Raw genomic sequence first — 17,976 nt, forward strand, 5'->3', positions numbered from 1 at the left:
ACGGCGAACCGCGTCGAACGCGCGATTCCGTCGTTGAAAGCAATCCAGACAACTGAATCGGTTGCCCCCCATAGGTAGGAGTGAGATGACGCGGCGCACCAGCGTCCAGCTCGACGAGACGGCCAAGCAGATCATCGAGCAGCTGCAGGAGGACGGCCGGCGCTCCTACGCCGCCATCGGCAAGGCCGTCGGCCTCTCCGAGGCCGCCGTCCGGCAGCGCGTCCAGAAACTGCTGGACGCCGGCGTCATGCAGATCGTCGGCGTCTCCGACCCGATCATGCTCGGCTTCGACCGGCAGCTCATGGTGGGCGTCAAGTGCGAGGGCGACCTGGAGCGCGCCGCCGACGCGCTCGCCGCCGTGCCGGAGATCGACTACGTCGTCATCACCGCGGGCTCGTTCGACATCCTCCTGGAAGTGGTCTGCGAGAGCGACGAACGGCTGCTGGAACTGATCGGCCGCATCCGCGACGTCCCGGGCGTCGTCTCCACCGAAAGCTTCGTCTATCTCAAAGTCCGCAAGCAGACGTACGCCTGGAGAACCCGCTGAACCGTGGAATTCGCACCCGCCGTACCTCAACGGAGCCTGACACACCAGGTAATAATGCACTGGCGTCCGGCAACGGCCGCGCGCCGAACTCCCGCCCGACCCGCGCCCTGCTCCGGCCCCCGTTTCATCGCGGCAGGAGCCCTTTTCCTCATTTAAGAGGATGCCCTCCCCCCGTTTCCGGCGTACTTTGATGGCGGTACGGAAGGAGCGGCCATGCAGGACCTTCCCACTGATCTCTCCGGGGAACATCTGGAACTCTGGACCTCTGGGGAACAGCATCTCGCCATCCGCAAGGCAGCCGAACTCGTGGGCTGGACGGTCTCGCAGTACGTGCTGTCGGCCGCCCTCGACCGGGCCGAACGGGACCTGTACGGGCACGCCGCCACCCGGCCCCGGGAGGCGGGCGAATCCGTCGAACCCTACGTGGCCCTCGTCACCGCCCTGGGCTGACGAGGGCCCGTCCCAGACGTTCCGCGTACTCCGCCGCCTCCTCTTCGGAGGCGTACTTGTGGCGCGGCCAGAAGAACCCGCGAAGCCCGTCCTTGCGGTTGCGCGGGACCACATGGACGTGCAGGTGCGGCACGCTCTGGCTGATCCGGTTGTTCATCGCCACGAACGAGCCCGCGGCGCCGAGCACCGTCTCCATCGCGCCCGCCAGCCGCCGCGCGTGCGCGAAGAACGGCCCGAGCATCTCCTCGGGGAGGTCGTTCAGCGTCTCGAGATGCGCCCGCGGCACCAGCAGCGCGTGCCCCTTGAACAGCGGCCTGGTGTCCAGGAAGGCCATCGCGTCGGGGGCGTCGAGCACCAGGTGAGCGGGCCGCTCACCCTTGATGATCTCGCAGAAGACGCACCCCTTGGAGTCGCTCATACGCGGCATTGTCCCACCGGGCCGCCCGTCCCATCCGCCCAACCGCTTCGCCCGTCTAACGGGGCCCTTACACCGTTCCGGCTAACCTCCCGTTCTCGTGCACTTGGAACGCGTCTCCTTCCGCTACCACCACCGTGCGCCGTGGGTGCTGAGGGACGTCACCCTCTCCGTTCCCGCCGGCCAGGTGACCGAGGTGACCGGCCGCAACGGCGCCGGCAAATCCACGTTCCTGCGGCTCCTCGCGGGCCTGCGCGCCCCGCGCCACGGCCGGATCACCGGCCGGCCGGCCAACGTCGGCTACGCCCCCGAACGCTTCCCGGCGGACCAGCCGTTCACCGTCCGCGCGTACCTCGGCCACATGGCCGCCATGCGGAGGGCGCCCAGCGCGGGCATCGCGTCCTGGGCGGAACGGCTCGCGTTCGACCATCTGATGGACACCCGCCTCCCCGAGCTCTCCAAGGGCAGCGCCCAGAAGGTCGGCCTGGCCCAGGCCCTCCTCTCCGGCCCCGACCTGCTGGTCCTGGACGAACCGTTCTCCGGCCTGGACGCCGCCACCCGCGACTCCCTGCCCACCCTGATCACCGAACTCACCGCCCAGGGCACCACGGTCGTCGTCAGCGACCACCAGCGCTGCCTGGAGCCCCTGCCCGCCCTGACCAGGGTCCACATCACGGACAGGAGCGCCACCCTGCTCCCCCCGCCCGACCACCCGCCCGCAAGGCACGGGGACGGGGACGGGGAATGGACGGTGCTGGAAGTGGTCGTGCGCGCCGCCGAGGCGGATCGCGTGGCCGGGAAGCTGCGCGCCGAGGGCTACGACGTGCGGGACCCCGCATGAGCGCGCTGGTCCGCTTCCAGATCGCGGGATACCTGCGCTCCTTCCGCGTCCTGCAACCGCTGATCGTGGTGCTCCTCCTCGTCTCCCTGGTGCTCCTCCAGGGCCCCGACAGCGCCGGCCTGGCCGCCGGGGCCCTCGGCGACGTCCCCGCGTTCCTGTTCGCCGTCTGGGCCTGGACGGCCCGCGCCCTGCTCGACACCCAGCCGGACGACCAGCGCGCCCTGTCGGCCCTGTCCACCCGCCGCCACGCCGCCGCCGGCCTCCTGGCGGCGTACGCGGTCAACCTCGGCCTCGGCGCCCTCGGCGCGGCCGTCCCCGTCGGCCAGGCGCTCGCGACCGGCGTGCCCGCGCCCGCGCTCGCGGCCGGCATCGGCCTCCTCCTCCTGGTCGCGCCGGCCGCCACCGTCCTCGGCGCCCTGACCACCCGCGCGCTCATCCCGGACCCGGGCATCTCGCTGATCACGCTCATCACCGGCATCGCCGCCGCCCTCCTGCTCAGCATGAGCCCGCTCCGCTGGATCGCCGTCCCGATGGTCGGCTGGCTGCGCGCCGCCCACGACGGCCCCGCCGAACTCGCCGCCGCCTTCCCCGGCGTCGCCCTCCACCTGACCCTGTGGACGGCCGCCCTGGCCGCCGCCTACCTCACCCTCCGCCGCACCCGCACCTGAGTCCCGCCCCCGGACCCGCCGTCTCCTCCACGCGCGGGGCCTCCGCGGGTGCTTCAGGTGGCCTGGAGGGTCATCCAGGCGTCCTCCAGTGGAGCTTCTTCCCGGGTGCAGAAGAAGAGGCGGCCGGGGTCGCCCCAGTGCCATTCGAGGCGGTCGTCGGAGTCGAGCTGGAGCAGGAGGCGCCATTCCTCGCCGGCGGACCGGCTCTCCTCGGGGGTGAGCGGGGCGTCGGGCGGCAGGCCGGACGAGGCGCGGTGGCAGTCGGGCCCCACGGGGCGCTGGATCAGGGCCGGCCAGCCGCCGAGCTGGTGGACGGGGGTGGCGTCGGGCCAGACGTGCTGCCGCCACGCCGCGTGGAGCTGCTCGTACACGGGCAGGGTGCCGCCGAAGCGCTCCTCGACGCGCCGCAGGAGCGGCTCCTGAGGGGAGGGCAGGGACAGGAACGTCTCGGCGTCCAGGAGCACCTCCGGGCCGGGTTCGCGGTCGGTCTTCTGGAGATCGCCGTGGAAGACGCGCCAGGCCCCGCGGTGCGCGGCCGCGTCGCCCCAGAGACGGGGCGGGCCCGCCGCGTAGTAGAAGGCGGCCGTTCCCTTGCGGGGCAGGCCCGGGACCTCGGGGACCAGGCCGAAGTCGACCGAGCCCAGGTGGTCGAGGGGACGGCCCTGCCAGGACGGCCAGGGCTCGCCGGGTGGGAGGAGCGGGGCACCGCCGAGCCGGACCGCGCCCGCGCCGCCGGCGGTGAGCCGGAGCGCGGGACGGGCCAGCGGGAGCAGCGCTCCGGTGACCTCGGGAGCGAAGAACACGCCGAACAGGGAACGCAGCCGCCGGGGCTGCGCGTCGAAGTGATCCATGTCACTCAGCGTTCCCTGGCCGGGCCCCGCCTGCCAGACCCCATTCAAGATCTGTGGATAACTAGCGGCGTTCGAGCGCGGCGGCGAGCTGGACGAGGAAGCGGTCGACCTCGCCCTCGTCGTATCCGGGACCGATTCGCACCGACCGGAAACGGCATTCACGGACGTCACGGGGGGTCACCGGCGGCGCCAGGCCGCGCAGGCCCGCGACCACCCGGTCGAGGAAGAGGTCGACGTCGCGGACGTCGTAGCCGGTGCGGATGCCGGCGCTGGCGAAGCGCGCGTTCTGGATCCAGCCGGCCAGCCAGCCGGCGTGCACGCGGGGGCGGCCGGGGCGGCGCCCGATCGGGGCGGCTGCCTGGAGCTCCCGGATCGTCTCCTGGAGCAGCTCGTCGACGGCGCGCTGCTCGTAGCCGCGCAGGACCACGTCGAAGCGGATCCCGCGCAGCTCGTCGGCGGTCAGGCCCCACCGGCCGTGGCGCAGCGTCGCCTCGACGCGTTCGAGTAACGCGTCGACCTGGGCGCGGTCGTAACCGCGCAGTGCCACCGGCAGACGCGTCTCCGTCTTCACCGGCCCTCCCCTTAGGACTCCTCGGTGGCGGCGGCCAGCTGGCCGCAGGCGCCGTCGATCTCCCTCCCCCGGGTGTCGCGGACGGTGACCGGCACCCCGTGGGACTCCAGCCGCCGGACGAACTCGCGCTCGTCCTCGGGCCGGGACGCCGTCCACTTGGACCCCGGCGTGGGATTCAACGGGATCAGATTGACGTGTACGAGGTGGCCGCGCAAGAGCCGGCCGAGAAGATCGGCCCGCCATGCCTGGTCGTTGACGTCCTTGATCAGGGCGTACTCGATCGAGACGCGGCGGCCGCTGCGCTCGGCGTAGGCCCAGGCCGCGTCCAGGACCTCGCTCACCTTCCACCGGTTGTTGATCGGCACCAGCTCGTCGCGCAGCTCGTCGTCGGGCGCGTGCAGGGAGACCGCGAGGCGCACGGACATGTCCTCGGCGGCCAGCTTCTCGATCGCCGGGACCAGGCCGACGGTGGAGACGGTGACCGACCGCTGCGAGATGCCCAGCCCGGCCGGGGCCGGGTCGGTGATCCGTCGGACGGCGCCGAGCACGGCCTTGTAGTTGGCCAGCGGCTCGCCCATGCCCATGAAGACGATGTTGGAGACCCGGCCCGGGCCGCCCGGGATCCGGCCGCGCGCCATCGCGCGGGCACCGGCGGCGACCTGCTCGACGATCTCGGCCGTGGACAGGTTGCGGGTCAGCCCGGCCTGGCCGGTGGCGCAGAACGGGCAGTTCATCCCGCAGCCGGCCTGGGACGACACGCACATCGTGGCCCGGTCGGGGTAGCGCATCAGGACCGACTCGAACAGGACGCCGTCGAACGCCTTCCAGACCGTCTTCAGCGTTTTGCCGCCGTCGCAGTCCAGCTCGCGGACCGGCGTGATCAGGGACGGCAGCAGCTCGGCGGCGAGCCGCTCGCGCAGCGCGGCCGGCAGGTCGGTCATCTGCGCCGGGTCGTCGGCCAGGCGGGAGAAGTAGTGGCGGGAGAGCTGGTCGGCCCGGAACGGCTTCTCGCCGAGCTCGGCCACCGCCTCCCGGCGCTCGGCCGCGCTGAGGTCGGCGAGATGGCGCGGCGGCTTGGCACGGCGCGGAGCGGCGAAGACCAGCTTCGGCGGGGTCTTCGCGGCGGACGGTTCGGCGGTAGCAGACATGGTGCTTCCAGTGTGGCAAACGTGCGGCGATGCCTGGACCGGCCGGCCGGAAGGAGCGGCTGGAACGAGCCCCTGGAACGCCCCGTGCAGGTGGCCCTTCTCGCTGTACAGTTCCGATCATGTCGGTTTTGCGCAGGGGGTCCGCCGCGGGCAGGGGGCCGGGCGGCCCGGGCAAGGGCGCGGGCCCGGCGGCCACGGGCGCGGGCGCCGCGGTGATCCGTACCGAGGCGAGCCCCTACGGGAGCCGCCGGCTCGTGATCGAGACCGACGGCGCCGCCAGCGCGGCGTACCTGCTGGACTCCCGCGACCGCGTCGTCGGGGCCTGCTGGCTCGCCAACCACCGGCCCGCCCCGGCCGGGCCCGACCAGGGGCGGCTGGACGGCGGCCGGTCGCCGCTGCTGCCCGCCTCGCACGTGCGGCATCCGGAAGGCCGTCCCGCTCTCGACGGGGACGCCCTGGAGGTCGTGTGGTTCGAGGAAGGGGACGGGGTGGCCGTCCTGGAAGAGGGCGAGCCGCTGTGCGTCATCCCCGGCTGGTCCGACATCGGCCGCGGGATCCCCGGCTACAGCAGGGACGCCACGGACCAGAGCCCGTTCGCGTTCCCGCTGGACGACGAGGTCGAGGAGTTCGGCCCGCGCATCGACCGGGCCCGCGACCACTGGAAGGTCTGCGACGCGGACGGGTCCTGGGCCGACTTCCAGCAGTCCGTACTGGGCCACCTGCTGCAGCGGCTGGGCCCCGGCGGCCACTACTGGCACGACGTCGGGCGGCAGCTGCCTGGAGGCAACGGCGCGGCATCGCCCGTCGTAGGGGTCACTGAGCGTCCCGCACGCGGGGACCGCGAGTTCACCGTTCTGAGCACGGTCGGCATGAGCCGCCAGAGGATGCCCACGGTCGAGCTGTACGAGGACGATGTCGCCCCCTACAGCAGGATCGAGCTGGCGGTGGCCACGACGCTGCCGAGCCAGCGCGCCGGGAGCATCTTCCCCTGGCTGGCGCAGTACCCGTGGCGGGTCGTGACGTGGTTCGCGGCGGGCGACGTCGTCAAGTGGTACCACGACGCCCACACGTTCCCGCTCAACACGGGAGAGACGTCCTGGGAGGGCGTCCTGCTCCTGGACGACCCCAGCCGCCTCGACGGGCCGGTCGTCCCCGGCCTGGCCGGGCTGTCCACCGAGGGCGACCCGGTGCGCTGGCTGTGGCTGGTGCCCATCACGGACGAGGAGCACCGGTACGCAAAGAACGAGGGCTCGGACGCGCTCGTCCGGCGCCTCGCCCAGCAGAACCGCTCGTGGGTCGTCTCCTGAGGAGGCGCAGAACGTGCTCTCGGCCCCTCAGGCGGACGGGACGAAGACCTCCAGCAGGAGCCACACGACCGGAGCGGTCGCGACCAGCGAGTCCAGGCGGTCCATGACGCCGCCGTGCTCGGGGAGCAGGGTCCCCATGTCCTTGATGCCGAGGTCGCGCTTGAGCATCGACTCGATCAGGTCGCCGACGGTGGCGGTGACCACGGCGGCGGCGCCGATCACGACCCCGTGCCACACCTGGCCGTCCTCCAGCAGCCACCACATCAGCCCGGCACCGACGAGCATGCAGGTCAGCGCGGACCCGGTGACGCCCTCCCAGGTCTTCTTCGGGCTGATCGACGGCGCCAGCTTGTGCCTGCCGAGGAACGTTCCGGCGAAGTAGCCGCCGATGTCGCTGGCCACCGTGACCGCGATGAAGATGACGATCCGGTGGTCGCCGTCGCCGGGCGCCATCAGCAGCGCCACGATCCCGCCCATGAGGATCAGGTAGCCCGCCGCGAACACGGAGGCCGCGACGTCCCGGACGTACCCCTCGGCGGGTCCGTCGGCCATCCGCCAGACCAGCACGGTCAGCACGATCAGCGACAGCGCCGCGACCAGGGCCTCCGGGCCCCACACGTACGCGGCGACGGGGGCGGCGATCATGCCGGCCCCGAGCGGGATCAGCGGGACGCGGATCTCCCGCGTCCCGAACGCCCCGGCCAGCTCGCGCAGGCCGAGGAACAGGAAGACCACCATGACCGCGAGGAAGATCTCCTTGCGGGTGTACAGGGAGACCAGCGTCAGCGTGCCCAGGCCGACGCCGACGCCGACCGCGATGGGCAGGTTGCGGCCGCCGCGCTTCATGCCCGCCGCCTCGGCCGCCACGGACGGCGGCACGGAGGCCGACTCCCCGGACTCCCCGGACGCGCCGGGCTCCGCGGGCTCGACGGGGTCCGGGGACGCGGGCCCAGGGTCGATGGGGGGCGGGCCGGGCTCGGCGGCCCCGCCGGGGACGGGGCCGGAAGCCTGCGGCTCACCCGGGGAGCCCTCGGGCTCCCCGGTCATGTCGACTCTCATCAAACTTCGAGGAGTTCGGCCTTCTTGTGCTCGAGAAGCTCGTCGATCTGCGCCGTGTAGCGGTGCGTGACGTCGTCGAGCTCTTTCTCGGCACGCCGGACCTCGTCCTCGCCGGCCTCGCCGTCCTTGGCCATCTTGTCGAGGGTCTCCTTGGCCCGCCGCCGGATGTTGCGGATGGAGATCTTGCTGTCCTCCGCCTTGCCGCCCGCGACCTTGATGAACTCCTTGCGGCGCTCCTCCGACAGTTCGGGGAACACGACCCGGATGACGTTGCCGTCGTTGGTCGGGTTCACGCCGAGGTCGCTGTCGCGGATGGCCTTCTCGACCGCCTGCATGGACGACTTGTCGAAGACCTGCACGATGACCATCCGCGGCTCGGGCAGCGTGAACGACGCCAGCTGGTTGATCGGCGTCGGCGTCCCGTAGTACTCCGCGGTGATCTTGTTGAACATTGCGGGGGTGACCCGGCCCGTGCGGATGGCCTGGAAGTCCTCCTTGGCGACCGCGACCGCCTTCTCCATCTTCTCCTCGGCCTCGAGGAGGGTCTCGTCGATCACTTCGACTCCCATGTCATCGGTGCGGCCCTCGTCCCTGCTGATCCGGACCGCGAAGGGGGATCAGCCGTCCGCCGGGTTGACCAGGGTGCCGATCTTCTCACCCCGGACGGCCCGGACGATGTTGCCCTGTCCCATGAGGTCGAAGACCACGATGGGAAGCGCGTTGTCCATGCAGAGGCTGATGGCCGTGGCGTCCATGACCTTCAGGCCCCGCTGTAGGACTTCACCGTAATCCAAACGGTCGAACTTCACCGCGTCAGGATTCTTGCGCGGATCGGCGTCGTACACGCCGTCCACCTGAGTCGCCTTCAGGACGGCCTCCGCGCCGATCTCCAGCGCGCGCTGCGCCGCGGTGGTGTCGGTGGAGAAGAACGGCTGGCCCAGGCCCGCGCCGAAGATCACCACGCGGCCCTTCTCCAGGTGCCGCATGGCGCGGCGCGGGATGTACGGCTCGGCGACCTGGCTCATGGTGATCGCGGTCTGCACGCGGGTGTCGAGACCAAGCTTCTCCAGGAAGTCCTGCAGCGCCAGGCAGTTGATCACAGTTCCGATCATGCCCATGTAGTCGCCGCGGCCGCGGTCCATGCCGCGCTCGGCCAGGGCCGCGCCGCGGAACATGTTGCCGCCGCCGCACACGACCGCGACCTGCACGCCGTCCCGGACGGCCTCGGCGATCCCCTCGGCGACATGCTGGACGATCTCCGGGTCGATGCCCAGCGGATCGCGGCCGGCGAAGGCTTCGCCCGAGAGCTTCAGCAGCACCCGCTTCCAGCCCGTACGGGGCGCGTGCCGCGCCGGCGACGCGGCCGCCGTCGGATCACTGGTCTTTGGCTCCGGCACGTCGGCGGCCTCCTCGTTCGGCGTCTGGTGAAATCGTCGGATCCCTGTCTTTCCAGGATGCCCCAGGCGGGCGCGTCCGACCCTACGCCCTGCTCCGGCCATGCCACGCGGGAATCGTGGACGTGGCCCGAAGCCTCCCGAAAACGGCCCCGTTCGTGGGAACGGGGCCGTTCCGTCCGTACGGACGACGCGGGCCGCGGGGGCCTGGGAAGGCGGGCGCGGACTAAGCCTGCCCGACCTTGAAGCGGGCGAAGCGGACGACCTTCACCCCGGCCTCGTCGAGGACCTTGGCGATGGTCTTCTTGTTGTCCTTGACGAACGCCTGCTCCAGCAGCACGAAGTCGCGGAAGTAGGCGTTCACCCGGCCCTCGACGATCTTCGGGATGGCCTGCTCGGGCTTGCCCTCGTCGCGGGTGAGCTGCTCGGCGAGCGCCCGCTCCTTCTCGATCGCCTCGGCGGGAATCTCGTCGCGGGTGAGGTACTTGGGGGCCATCGCGGCGATCTGCTGCGCGATGTCCTTGGCGACCTCGGGGTTCACGGTGTCCAGCTCGACCAGCACGCCGTTGGTCGGCGGCAGGGACGGGTCGGACTTGTGCAGGTAGCTGGCCACGTACTCGCCCTTGAAGTGGGCGAAGCGGCGCAGCTCCAGCTTCTCGCCGATCTTGGCGCTGTTCTCCTCGATCAGGGCCTGGACGGTCTTGCCCGGCTCGATCTCGGCGCCCAGCAGCGCGGGCGCGTCGGCGGCGCCGCTGCCCAGCGCGAACTCGACCAGCCGGTCGGCCAGCTCGATGAACTGCGCGTTCTTGGCGACGAAGTCGGTCTCGCAGTTGAGTTCGAGGAGCGCGCCCTCGCTCTGGCCGTTGAAGCGCTCGACGACCAGGCCGTTGGCGGCGGTGCGCTCGGCGCGCTTGCCCACGTCCTTGGCGCCCTTGAGGCGCAGCAGTTCGACCGCCTTGTCGAAGTCGCCCTCGGCCTCGGTCAGCGCGTTCTTGCAGGCCATCATGCCGGAGCCGGTCAGCTCGCGAAGCCGCTTGACGTCAGCGGCGGTGAAGTTCGCCATCGTTCTCTTCGTCTCTGTGGTGGTGGGACGTCTGATGGAGGAAAAGGAGGGACGAGCAGGGCCCCGGGACCGCGCGGCGGCGGCCCCGGGGCACCGGCGTCGTCAGCTCTGCGAGGCGTTCTGGTCTTCCTTGGCCTCGGCGGGGGCCTCCGCCGGAGCCTCGGCGGACTCGGCCGCGGGAGCCTCGGCGGCGGGGGCCTCGGCGGCCTCGGCGGCCTCGGCGGGGGCCTCAGCGGCGGCAGGGGCCTCCGCGGCCGGCTGCTCGCCCTCGGCCTTGGCGGCCTCGCCGCCGGCCTGCTCCTTGTTCTCCAGCAGCTCGCGCTCCCACTCGGCCAGCGGCTCGGCCGCGGACGCGCCGCCCTCGGCCGGCTTCTCGTCCCCGCCGGAGGCCGCGCCCGCGCGGGCGATGAGGCCGTCGGCGACCGAGTCGGCGACCACGCGGGTCAGCAGGCTGACGCTGCGGATCGCGTCGTCGTTGCCCGGGATCGGGTAGTCGACCTCGTCCGGGTCGCAGTTGGTGTCGAGGATCGCCACGACCGGGATGCCGAGCTTCTTCGCCTCGTTGACGGCGATGTGCTCCTTCTTGGTGTCCACGATCCAGACGGCGCTGGGCACCTTGGCCATGTCGCGGATACCGCCGAGGGTGCGCTCCAGCTTGTCCTTCTCGCGGCGCAGCCCGAGCAGCTCCTTCTTGGTCATCCCGGAGCCGGCGACGTCGTCGTAGTTGATCTCCTCCAGCTCCTTGAGCCGGGTGAGGCGCTTGTGCACCGTGGAGAAGTTGGTGAGCATGCCGCCCAGCCAGCGCTGGTTGACGTACGGCATGCCGACCCGGGTGGCCTGCTCGGAGATGGCCTCCTGGGCCTGCTTCTTGGTGCCGACGAACAGGATCGTGCCGCCGTGGGCGACGGTCGCCTTGACGAACTCGTACGCGCGGTCGATGTAGGACAGCGACTGCTGCAGGTCGATGATGTAGATGCCGTTGCGCTCGGTGAAGATGAAGCGCTTCATCTTCGGGTTCCACCGGCGGGTCTGGTGGCCGAAGTGAACGCCGCTCTCGAGCAGCTGCCGCATGGTGACGACGGGTGCCATTGCCCGTGTTCTCCTTCTCCGGCCCTTAAAGGGCCACGTTTGGTTGTCTGCCTGCGCCCGGACACAACCCCGCCGTCATCGGTATGACGGACCGAGGGGTTGCGCCCCACCGTGCGAAGCAAGTGGCTCGCGGACGCATGAATTCGGTCGCGACGGACGCGACCGCCGGCCCGGGACCGTTCCCCGGACCTGGGGCCTGTCCGCTCGGCATGGGAGCGGCTTCTCGATCGCCCGGCCGAGCCGGCCGGTTGATCGACGGCCAAGCCCTGACCGGTGTCCATTCGGGCACCCGCTTAGGTTATCAGGGCACGGCAGCACCCGGGAAACGGCGGATCCGGCGGTTATCCACAGTCCCCGGAACCCCTGGGCCGCCGCCCGCCCGTCCCGCAGACTGCCGCTATGACGCTGCTCACACTGCTCCTGGCCTGCACCGTCTCCGTCGCCCCCGCGGCCGGCCCCGGAACGTGGCGCTGGCCGTTAGGGCCGCCCGCCCCCGAGGTCGTCCGGCCGTTCAGCCCGCCCGCGACGCCCTGGGGGCCGGGTCACCGCGGCGTCGACCTGGCCGCCGCGCCGGGGCTCCCCGTGTACGCCACCGCCGCCGGCCGCGTCTCGTACGCGGGCCGGGTGGCCGGGCGCGGGATCATCGCCATCACCCATGGCGCGCTGCGCACGACGTACCTTCCCGTGCGTCCCGCCGTCCGGAAGGGCCACGACGTGAGCGCGGGCTCCCGCATAGGCACGGTCGAGGCGTCCGCCCATTGCCCCGCCCCGTGCCTGCACTGGGGCCTGCTGAAGGGGCGTACGTACCTGGATCCGCTCAGCCTGGTACGTCCCCGCGTACGCCTGCTCCCCCACTGGAACCCGAAGCCGTCCCCGCCCGCCCCGTCCGCTCCGCAGATCAGCCTCCGGGACGCCACGACGGCCACCGGGGGCGCGGCGGCGGGGATGCTGCTCGCGTTCACGCTGGCGTCCCTCTGGCGCTTCGGCCGTTCCCGGCGGCCGCCCCCGCCCGGGGTGGTCGACCTGGCCAGGGAACGCCGCCTGCGCCGGGCCCGCTAGAGGCCGCCGGGCTCACTCCGCCCCGCGCGGGTGGGCCTGGCGGTGGACCTGCCTCAGACGTTCCGGAGACACGTGCGTGTAGATCTGCGTGCTCTGCAAGGACGCGTGCCCGAGGATCTCCTGCACGCTCCGCAGGTCCGCTCCCCCCTCCAGAAGATGCGTGGCGGCGCTGTGCCGCAGCCCGTGCGGGCCGAGGTCCGGCATGTCCCCGACCTCGGCGATCCGCGCGTGGACGATCCTGCGCGCGCTCGTGGGGTGCAGCCGCCCGCCCCGCGCCCCCAGGAACAGCGCCGGGCCGCTGTGCTCGTTCACGAGCCGCGGCCGGCCCGCCCGCAGCCAGTCCCCCACCGCCCGGACCGCCGGCTCGCCGATGGGAACGACGCGTTCCCTGTTCCCCTTGCCGAGGACCCGTACGGTCCCGCGGGCGCCGTCCAGGTCATCGACGTCCAGGCCGCACAGCTCGCTGACGCGCACGCCCGTCGCGTACAGGACCTCCAGCACCGCGAGATCGCGCAGCCCGACCGGCCCGCCGGCGTCCATCCCGCCGAGAAGGCGCCCCGCCGCGTCCTGATCGAGTACCGCCGGCAGCTCCCGGTGCCGTTTGGGCGTCCCCAGCAGCGGCCCCGGATCGCGCTCCAGCAGCCCGCACCGGCACAGGTAGGCCGTGAACGCCCGCGCCGCCGCCGTCCGCCGCGCCAGCGTCGCCCGAGCCCGCCCACTGGCGTGCTGCCGTGCCAGCCACCCCCGCAGGACCCCCACGTCAAGCCCCGCGACCGAGCCGATCCCGACCTCCTCCGAGTACCGGCACAAATCCCGCAGATCCCCGATATAAGCCCGCAGCGTATGAGCAGAAAGATCCCGCTCTCCCCGCAGATACCTCTCAAACCCCAGCAAAGCCTCCGCCAGTCCCCCACCGCATCCAGCCGCCTCCCCAACCTGGCCGGCACCCGCACCGACCCCAGGCCCGCCAGAGCCAGCCTCACCCGGCTCTACCGCCATTCCACCGACCTCCCCACGACCGACACCCTCATCACACACTTCACACCCTCACCACCGGCCACCGATACCGAAGGCGATCTCGCCAAGACCACCGGCGACGCCTCGTTCCGTCACCAGATCGCCGACCTCCCTGCCACGACCGAGACCTTGGCCACCAGGATCCCGGCGCCGCCTCATCAAGACCACCGACGTCCTCGCGCCGCTCACCGCCAACGCGACCGTGTGCACCTTCTCATTCACTCCGAGTTATCCACAGAACGGGGTTCTACGGACGTGGCGGGTGGGGGTCCGGGAGCGTCGGGGGTGGAGGTGAGGCGCTTGAACAGCAACAAGAGGCTCGGGGAACGCGGGGAGCGAGCCGCGGCCGCCTATCTCGCCGAGCTGGGGTGGACCGTCCTCGAACGCAACTGGCGCTGCCGGGAGGGCGAGCTCGACATCGTCGCTCATGACGGGCTGCGGCACGTGGTCTGCGAGGTCAAGACGCGCAGCTCCACCGACTACGGCGATCCGCTGGAGGCGATCACGCCCGCCAAGGCGGCGCGGTTACGGCGGCTGGCCTGGCGCTGGGCGAGCGAGCGCGGGGTGCCGGGCGCGAACGTCGGCGTCGACGTCCTGGGCCTGGTCACCGACCGGGACGGCTTCACGATCGAGCATCTGAGGGAGGTGTGCTGAGTGGCGCTCGCCAGAACGCGATCGGTCTCGCTGATCGGGGTGGAGGGGAACGTCGTCGACGTGGAGGCCGCGATCACCAGCGGGGTGCCGGGCCTGCATCTCGTCGGCCTGCCCGACGCCGCGCTGAGCGAGGCCCGCGACCGGGTGCGGGCGGCGGTCTACAACTCGGGTGAGGATTGGCCCAACAGGCACGTCACGGTGTCGCTCTTCCCGGCCAGCATGCCCAAGCGCGGCTCGATCTTCGACGTCGCCATAGCCGTGGCCTTGATGGCCGCCGCCGAGGCCGTGCCCCCGGCGTCCTGCTCGGGGCTGGTGCTGATCGGCGAACTGGGGCTGGACGGGCGGATCCGGGCCGTCCCCGGCGTGCTGCCCGCCGTGCTCTCGGCGGCGAACGCGGGCTGCCGCACGGTCGTCGTCCCCCGGGCCAACAGCGCGGAGGCGGAGCTCGTCCCCGGCATGGAGGTGATCACGGCCGGGACGCTGCGGGGGCTGCTGTGCCTGCTGCGGGATGAGCCGCCGCCGCTGGAGGAGCCCGCCGCCGACCCGCCCGCCGCGCCGCGCGCGACCGATGGGCTGACGCTCCGCGGCCAGCACCAGGGCGCCGAGCTCGATCTGGCCGACGTGCGCGGCCAGGCCGAGGCCCGGCGGGCCCTGGAGATCAGCGCCGCCGGGGGCCACCACCTGTTCTACTCGGGGCCGCCGGGCTGCGGGAAGACGATGCTCGCCGAACGGCTCCCCACCCTCCTGCCGCCCCTGGAGCCGGACGCCGCGCTGGAGGTCACCGCGATCCACTCGGTGGCCGGGACGCTCCCGCACGGGCAGCCGCTCATCACGCGGGCGCCGTTCTTCGCGCCCCACCACACCGCGTCCCGGGCCGCGATGGTCGGCGGCGGGTCGGGACGCGTGATCCGGCCCGGGGCGGTCTCGCTCGCCCACCGCGGCATCCTGTTCCTGGACGAGGCCCCCGAGTTCCAGGCGGGCGTCCTGGACGCCCTGCGGCAGCCGCTGGAAGAGGGCGAGGTACGGATCTCCCGGTCGGAGGGGAACACCCGCTTCCCGGCCCGGTTCACGCTCGTGCTGGCCGCCAACCCGTGCCCGTGCGCGGCGGCCAAGCAGATCAACTGCTCCTGCGCGCCGAACATCCGGCGCAGGTACCTCAGCAAGATCTCCGGCCCGCTGCTCGACCGCGTCGACCTCAAGCTGGAACTCTCCCCCGCCAGCCGCGCGGAGCTCCGCTACGACCTGGAGTTCGCCGAGAAGAGCGAGGTCGTCGCCGAGCGGGTGCTGGAGGCCCGCGACCGCACGCTCAAGCGCCTCGCCGGCACGCCCTGGCGGTGCAACTCCGAGATCCCGGGGCCCGACCTGCGCCGCCGGTTCACGCCGCCGCCCGAGGCGATGCGGGCCGCCGACGACGCCCTGCAGAACGGCTCGCTCAGCGCCCGCGGCTTCGACCGCATCCTGCGGGTCGCCTGGACGATCGCCGACCTCGCCGGCCGCGACCGTCCCGCCGAGGACGACGTGGGCGGCGCCCTCGCCCTCTGGACCGGGAGGAGATCATGACCACCGCCGAGCACGCCGCCCGGGCGGCGCTGTGCGCCGTCGCCGAGCCGGGCGACACCTTCCTCAACCGCGTCATCGACGAGGCCGGCGCCCCGGCCGCCCTCACCGCGATCCGCGACGGCCGCCCGCCCGCCGGCCTGGACGTCACCGAGGGCGAGCGGCGGCGCCTGGAGCGCTGGCGGGTCCGGCTGCGTTCGGCATCGCCGGAGGAGGACCTGGCCGTCTCCGAGCGGCTCGGCATCCGGCTGGTGTGCCCCGGCGAGCCCGAATGGCCGACCACGCTCGACGATCTCGGCCCGTCCCGGCCGTACGCGCTCTGGCTGCGCGGCCCGGCCGACCTCCGCAACTGCTGCCTGCGCTCGGTGGCGGTGGTCGGCTCCCGCGCCGCCTCGCCGTACGGCCTGCGGGTGGCCGCGGACCTCGCCGCCGAGCTGGCCGAGCGCGGCTGGACGGTGATCTCGGGCGGCGCGCTGGGCATCGACGCCGCCGCCCACCGCGGCGCCCTGGCCGCAGGCGGCCCGACCGTGGCCGTGTTCGCGAACGGGGTGGACGTCCCCTACCCCGCCGCCAACGACGGGCTCTTCGCCGAGATGGCACGGTGCGCGGTGCTGGTGAGCGAGTCCCCGCCGGGCACGCATCCGCAGCGGCGCCGCTTCCTCGTACGGAACCGGGTCATCGCGGCCCTGTCCCGCGGCACGCTGATCGTCGAGGCGGAGCTGCGCAGCGGGGCGCTCAACACCGCCGCGTGGGCCCGCCGGCTCGGCCGCGCGCTGATGGCGGTGCCCGGCCCGGTCGACTCCCGCTCCTCGGCGGGCTGCCTGCGGCTGCTGCGCGAGGATCCCACCGCGACCCTGGTCACCCGCACCGAGGAGGTGATCGAGATGGTGGGGCACATCGGGACCGATCTGGCTCCCCGCGTCGCCGCGCCCGTCCTGCCCCGCGACCGCCTGGATCCCGCGACCCTCGCCGTCCTGGAGGCGTTCCCGGCCCGCGGCACCGCGGGCCCCGCCCAGCTGGCCGCCGCCGCGGGCACCGACCTCCCCACCGTCAACGGCAAGCTCGGCCTGCTGTCCGCCGCGGGCTTCGTCGAACGCGACACGGCCGGCTGGCGCCTCACCCGCGAGGCACGATCACGCAACTACTGAAGGGGGACGCGGGCGGTGGTGGGTGGGGTTACTGGTCGGGGAGTTCGAAGTCGCTCTTGGCCAGTTCTTCGACGTTTACGTCTTTGAAGGTGACTACGCGAACGTTCTTGACGAATCTGGCGGGTCTGTACATGTCCCAGACCCATGCGTCCTGCATCGTGACCTCGAAGAAGACCTCGCCGTTGTCGGTGCCGCGCACCTGCAGGTCGACCGAGTTGGTGAGGTAGAACCTCCGCTCGGTCTCGACCACGTAGGTGAACAGCCCGACGACGTCCCGGTACTCGCGATAGAGCTGCAACTCCATCTCGGTCTCGTACTTCTCGAGATCCTCGGCGCTCACGCGGATGCCCCTTCCGTCCGGCCGTCGCCGGGGATCGCGAGATCGTCCCCGGCCTCATCCCCCAAGGCCACCTCCCCATTCTTGCGCAAGGCCCGCCCGACGTTGACGAAGGAGAAGCGATGCTCGGAACACGGACCGTGCTCGGCCAGCGCCGCGGAGTGCTCGCGGGTCACGTAACCCTTGTGGACGTCGAAGCCGTACTCGGGGTACCGCTCGTGCAGCTCGACCATGATCCGGTCTCGGGTCACCTTGGCCACGATCGACGCCGCCGCCACGCACGCCGCGACCTGGTCGCCCTTGATCACGTTCAGTGCCGGCACCCCCAGGCCCGGCACCGCGAAGCCGTCGCTCAGGACGTACTCCGGCCGCCGCTCCAGCGCCGCCAGCGCCCGCCGCATGCCCGTGACGTTGCAGCGGTGCACGCCGATCCGGTCGATGTCATGGCACGGCACCACGATCGCGCTCCACGCCTCCGCCCGCTCGACGATCTCCGCGTACAGGTCCTCCCGCCGGGCCGGGGTCAGCAGCTTGGAGTCCGCGAGCCCGGCGATCCGCCCGCGCCGCCCGTCCGGCAGGATCACCGCGCCGATCACCAGCGGCCCGGCGCACGCGCCCCGCCCCGCCTCGTCGACGCCCGCGACCGGTGTGAACCCGGCGTGCTCCAGCACGCGCTCGTAGGCGTGCAGCCCCGCGTCGCGCCGCGGTGTGAACCGAAGTGGACGACTCCTCATTCTCCGCAGCGTACGTCGCCCGACCCGGTCAAGGCGCCGCGATTCCCCCGTTAACCCCGTTCTGACT

General features: G+C 72.4%; 21 protein-coding genes. 9 read left to right on the forward strand and 12 right to left on the reverse strand.

The features are described 5' to 3' along the window. Positions 1-85 precede the first annotated feature (85 nt). Both ACA361_RS21920 and ACA361_RS21925 read left to right on the forward strand, forming a co-directional pair. The gene (locus ACA361_RS21920; protein WP_375014450.1) at positions 86-547 is read left to right on the forward strand and encodes an Lrp/AsnC family transcriptional regulator; all 462 of its coding nucleotides are present in this window, start codon (positions 86-88) and stop codon (positions 545-547) included. Positions 548-760: 213 nt separating this feature from the next. Further along, complete coding sequence (locus ACA361_RS21925) at positions 761-997, forward strand: DUF1778 domain-containing protein (protein ID WP_375014452.1); 237 nt, start codon at positions 761-763, stop codon at positions 995-997. On the opposite strand, the gene ACA361_RS21930 is transcribed toward ACA361_RS21925, so the two are convergent. After that, entirely contained in the window at positions 981-1,415 is a 435-nt protein-coding gene (locus tag ACA361_RS21930) for an HIT family protein (RefSeq protein ID WP_375014453.1), read from the reverse strand. The genes ACA361_RS21925 and ACA361_RS21930 overlap by 17 nt on opposite strands. Positions 1,416-1,512: 97 nt before the next feature. Between ACA361_RS21930 and ACA361_RS21935 the strand changes: the two genes are divergently transcribed. Both ACA361_RS21935 and ACA361_RS21940 read left to right on the forward strand, forming a co-directional pair. Beyond that, positions 1,513-2,253, forward strand: coding sequence for an ATP-binding cassette domain-containing protein (locus ACA361_RS21935; protein ID WP_375014455.1), 741 nt, complete (start codon positions 1,513-1,515; stop codon positions 2,251-2,253). Then, entirely contained in the window at positions 2,250-2,921 is a 672-nt protein-coding gene (locus ACA361_RS21940; RefSeq protein WP_375014457.1) for a hypothetical protein, read from the forward strand. The genes ACA361_RS21935 and ACA361_RS21940 overlap by 4 nt, the downstream gene beginning before the upstream one ends. A 53-nt stretch (positions 2,922-2,974) precedes the next feature. Here the strand turns inward: ACA361_RS21940 and ACA361_RS21945 are convergent, their stop codons facing one another. From ACA361_RS21945 to rlmN, 3 genes are all read right to left on the reverse strand, one after another. Then, on the reverse strand, positions 2,975-3,772 hold the full coding sequence (locus tag ACA361_RS21945; protein WP_375014458.1) for a DUF1963 domain-containing protein: 798 nt from the start codon (positions 3,770-3,772) through the stop codon (positions 2,975-2,977). A 61-nt stretch (positions 3,773-3,833) separates the two neighbouring features. Next, entirely contained in the window at positions 3,834-4,343 is a 510-nt protein-coding gene (locus tag ACA361_RS21950) for a DivIVA domain-containing protein (protein ID WP_375014460.1), read from the reverse strand. An 11-nt stretch (positions 4,344-4,354) separates the two neighbouring features. Continuing rightward, complete coding sequence (rlmN, locus tag ACA361_RS21955; RefSeq protein ID WP_375014461.1) at positions 4,355-5,491, reverse strand: 23S rRNA (adenine(2503)-C(2))-methyltransferase RlmN; 1,137 nt, start codon at positions 5,489-5,491, stop codon at positions 4,355-4,357. A gap of 119 nt (positions 5,492-5,610) precedes the next feature. Here rlmN and ACA361_RS21960 point away from each other — a divergent pair, with 119 nt between their 5' ends. After that, the gene (locus ACA361_RS21960; protein WP_375014463.1) at positions 5,611-6,798 is read left to right on the forward strand and encodes a suppressor of fused domain protein; all 1,188 of its coding nucleotides are present in this window, start codon (positions 5,611-5,613) and stop codon (positions 6,796-6,798) included. A 27-nt stretch (positions 6,799-6,825) separates the two neighbouring features. Here the strand turns inward: ACA361_RS21960 and ACA361_RS21965 are convergent, their stop codons facing one another. From ACA361_RS21965 to rpsB, 5 genes are all read right to left on the reverse strand, one after another. Continuing rightward, positions 6,826-7,845, reverse strand: coding sequence for a phosphatidate cytidylyltransferase (locus ACA361_RS21965; protein WP_375014464.1), 1,020 nt, complete (start codon positions 7,843-7,845; stop codon positions 6,826-6,828). 11 nt (positions 7,846-7,856) lie between these two features. Next, on the reverse strand, positions 7,857-8,414 hold the full coding sequence (frr, locus tag ACA361_RS21970) for a ribosome recycling factor (protein ID WP_366623071.1): 558 nt from the start codon (positions 8,412-8,414) through the stop codon (positions 7,857-7,859). Between the two features lie 60 nt (positions 8,415-8,474). Then, positions 8,475-9,254, reverse strand: coding sequence for a UMP kinase (gene pyrH, locus ACA361_RS21975; protein ID WP_375014467.1), 780 nt, complete (start codon positions 9,252-9,254; stop codon positions 8,475-8,477). A gap of 223 nt (positions 9,255-9,477) precedes the next feature. Next, positions 9,478-10,314, reverse strand: coding sequence for a translation elongation factor Ts (gene tsf / locus ACA361_RS21980; RefSeq protein ID WP_375014469.1), 837 nt, complete (start codon positions 10,312-10,314; stop codon positions 9,478-9,480). 102 nt (positions 10,315-10,416) lie between these two features. Then, positions 10,417-11,403, reverse strand: coding sequence for a 30S ribosomal protein S2 (gene rpsB / locus ACA361_RS21985; protein ID WP_375014471.1), 987 nt, complete (start codon positions 11,401-11,403; stop codon positions 10,417-10,419). 399 nt (positions 11,404-11,802) lie between these two features. Between rpsB and ACA361_RS21990 the strand changes: the two genes are divergently transcribed. Then, on the forward strand, positions 11,803-12,462 hold the full coding sequence (locus ACA361_RS21990; protein ID WP_375014473.1) for a M23 family metallopeptidase: 660 nt from the start codon (positions 11,803-11,805) through the stop codon (positions 12,460-12,462). A 12-nt stretch (positions 12,463-12,474) separates the two neighbouring features. Here ACA361_RS21990 and ACA361_RS21995 read toward each other — a convergent pair whose 3' ends face one another. Continuing rightward, the gene (locus ACA361_RS21995; RefSeq protein WP_375014475.1) at positions 12,475-13,356 is read right to left on the reverse strand and encodes a tyrosine recombinase XerC; all 882 of its coding nucleotides are present in this window, start codon (positions 13,354-13,356) and stop codon (positions 12,475-12,477) included. Positions 13,357-13,779: 423 nt separating this feature from the next. Between ACA361_RS21995 and ACA361_RS22000 the strand changes: the two genes are divergently transcribed. The 3 genes from ACA361_RS22000 to dprA are packed head-to-tail and all read left to right on the forward strand — an operon-like array spanning position 13,780 to position 16,838. Continuing rightward, the gene (locus ACA361_RS22000) at positions 13,780-14,133 is read left to right on the forward strand and encodes a YraN family protein (RefSeq protein WP_375014477.1); all 354 of its coding nucleotides are present in this window, start codon (positions 13,780-13,782) and stop codon (positions 14,131-14,133) included. Continuing rightward, a complete protein-coding gene (locus ACA361_RS22005; RefSeq protein ID WP_375014479.1) occupies positions 14,134-15,693 on the forward strand; it encodes a YifB family Mg chelatase-like AAA ATPase in 1,560 nt (519 codons plus the stop codon). After that, positions 15,690-16,838 (forward strand): DNA-processing protein DprA, encoded by a 1,149-nt coding sequence (gene dprA / locus ACA361_RS22010; RefSeq protein ID WP_375014481.1) that lies wholly within the window; start codon positions 15,690-15,692, stop codon positions 16,836-16,838. Before ACA361_RS22005 ends, dprA begins: the two co-directional genes overlap by 4 nt. A 28-nt stretch (positions 16,839-16,866) precedes the next feature. Here dprA and ACA361_RS22015 read toward each other — a convergent pair whose 3' ends face one another. Both ACA361_RS22015 and ACA361_RS22020 read right to left on the reverse strand, forming a co-directional pair. Next, entirely contained in the window at positions 16,867-17,178 is a 312-nt protein-coding gene (locus ACA361_RS22015) for a DUF2469 domain-containing protein (RefSeq protein WP_366623054.1), read from the reverse strand. Further along, the gene (locus ACA361_RS22020) at positions 17,175-17,909 is read right to left on the reverse strand and encodes a ribonuclease HII (RefSeq protein WP_375014483.1); all 735 of its coding nucleotides are present in this window, start codon (positions 17,907-17,909) and stop codon (positions 17,175-17,177) included. The genes ACA361_RS22015 and ACA361_RS22020 overlap by 4 nt, the downstream gene beginning before the upstream one ends. Positions 17,910-17,976 lie beyond the last annotated feature (67 nt).

It is taken from the genome of Actinomadura sp. 21ATH (genome assembly GCF_041951345.1).
Taxonomy (GTDB): domain Bacteria; phylum Actinomycetota; class Actinomycetes; order Streptosporangiales; family Streptosporangiaceae; genus Spirillospora.

Excerpts from the sequence above, each read along its gene's own strand:
- rpsB (WP_375014471.1), bottom strand. The coding sequence starts at position 11,403 with ATGGCACCCGTCGTCACCATGCGGCAGCTGCTCGAGAGCGGCGTTCAC.
- ACA361_RS21965 (WP_375014464.1), bottom strand. The coding sequence starts at position 7,845 with ATGACCGGGGAGCCCGAGGGCTCCCCGGGTGAGCCGCAGGCTTCCGGC.
- ACA361_RS21920 (WP_375014450.1), top strand. The coding sequence starts at position 86 with ATGACGCGGCGCACCAGCGTCCAGCTCGACGAGACGGCCAAGCAGATC.
- ACA361_RS21945 (WP_375014458.1), bottom strand. The coding sequence starts at position 3,772 with ATGGATCACTTCGACGCGCAGCCCCGGCGGCTGCGTTCCCTGTTCGGC.
- rlmN (WP_375014461.1), bottom strand. The coding sequence starts at position 5,491 with ATGTCTGCTACCGCCGAACCGTCCGCCGCGAAGACCCCGCCGAAGCTG.
- ACA361_RS21925 (WP_375014452.1), top strand. The coding sequence starts at position 761 with ATGCAGGACCTTCCCACTGATCTCTCCGGGGAACATCTGGAACTCTGG.
- ACA361_RS21960 (WP_375014463.1), top strand. The coding sequence starts at position 5,611 with ATGTCGGTTTTGCGCAGGGGGTCCGCCGCGGGCAGGGGGCCGGGCGGC.
- ACA361_RS21940 (WP_375014457.1), top strand. The coding sequence starts at position 2,250 with ATGAGCGCGCTGGTCCGCTTCCAGATCGCGGGATACCTGCGCTCCTTC.
- dprA (WP_375014481.1), top strand. The coding sequence starts at position 15,690 with ATGACCACCGCCGAGCACGCCGCCCGGGCGGCGCTGTGCGCCGTCGCC.
- ACA361_RS21930 (WP_375014453.1), bottom strand. The coding sequence starts at position 1,415 with ATGAGCGACTCCAAGGGGTGCGTCTTCTGCGAGATCATCAAGGGTGAG.
- ACA361_RS21990 (WP_375014473.1), top strand. The coding sequence starts at position 11,803 with ATGACGCTGCTCACACTGCTCCTGGCCTGCACCGTCTCCGTCGCCCCC.
- ACA361_RS22020 (WP_375014483.1), bottom strand. The coding sequence starts at position 17,909 with ATGAGGAGTCGTCCACTTCGGTTCACACCGCGGCGCGACGCGGGGCTG.
- tsf (WP_375014469.1), bottom strand. The coding sequence starts at position 10,314 with ATGGCGAACTTCACCGCCGCTGACGTCAAGCGGCTTCGCGAGCTGACC.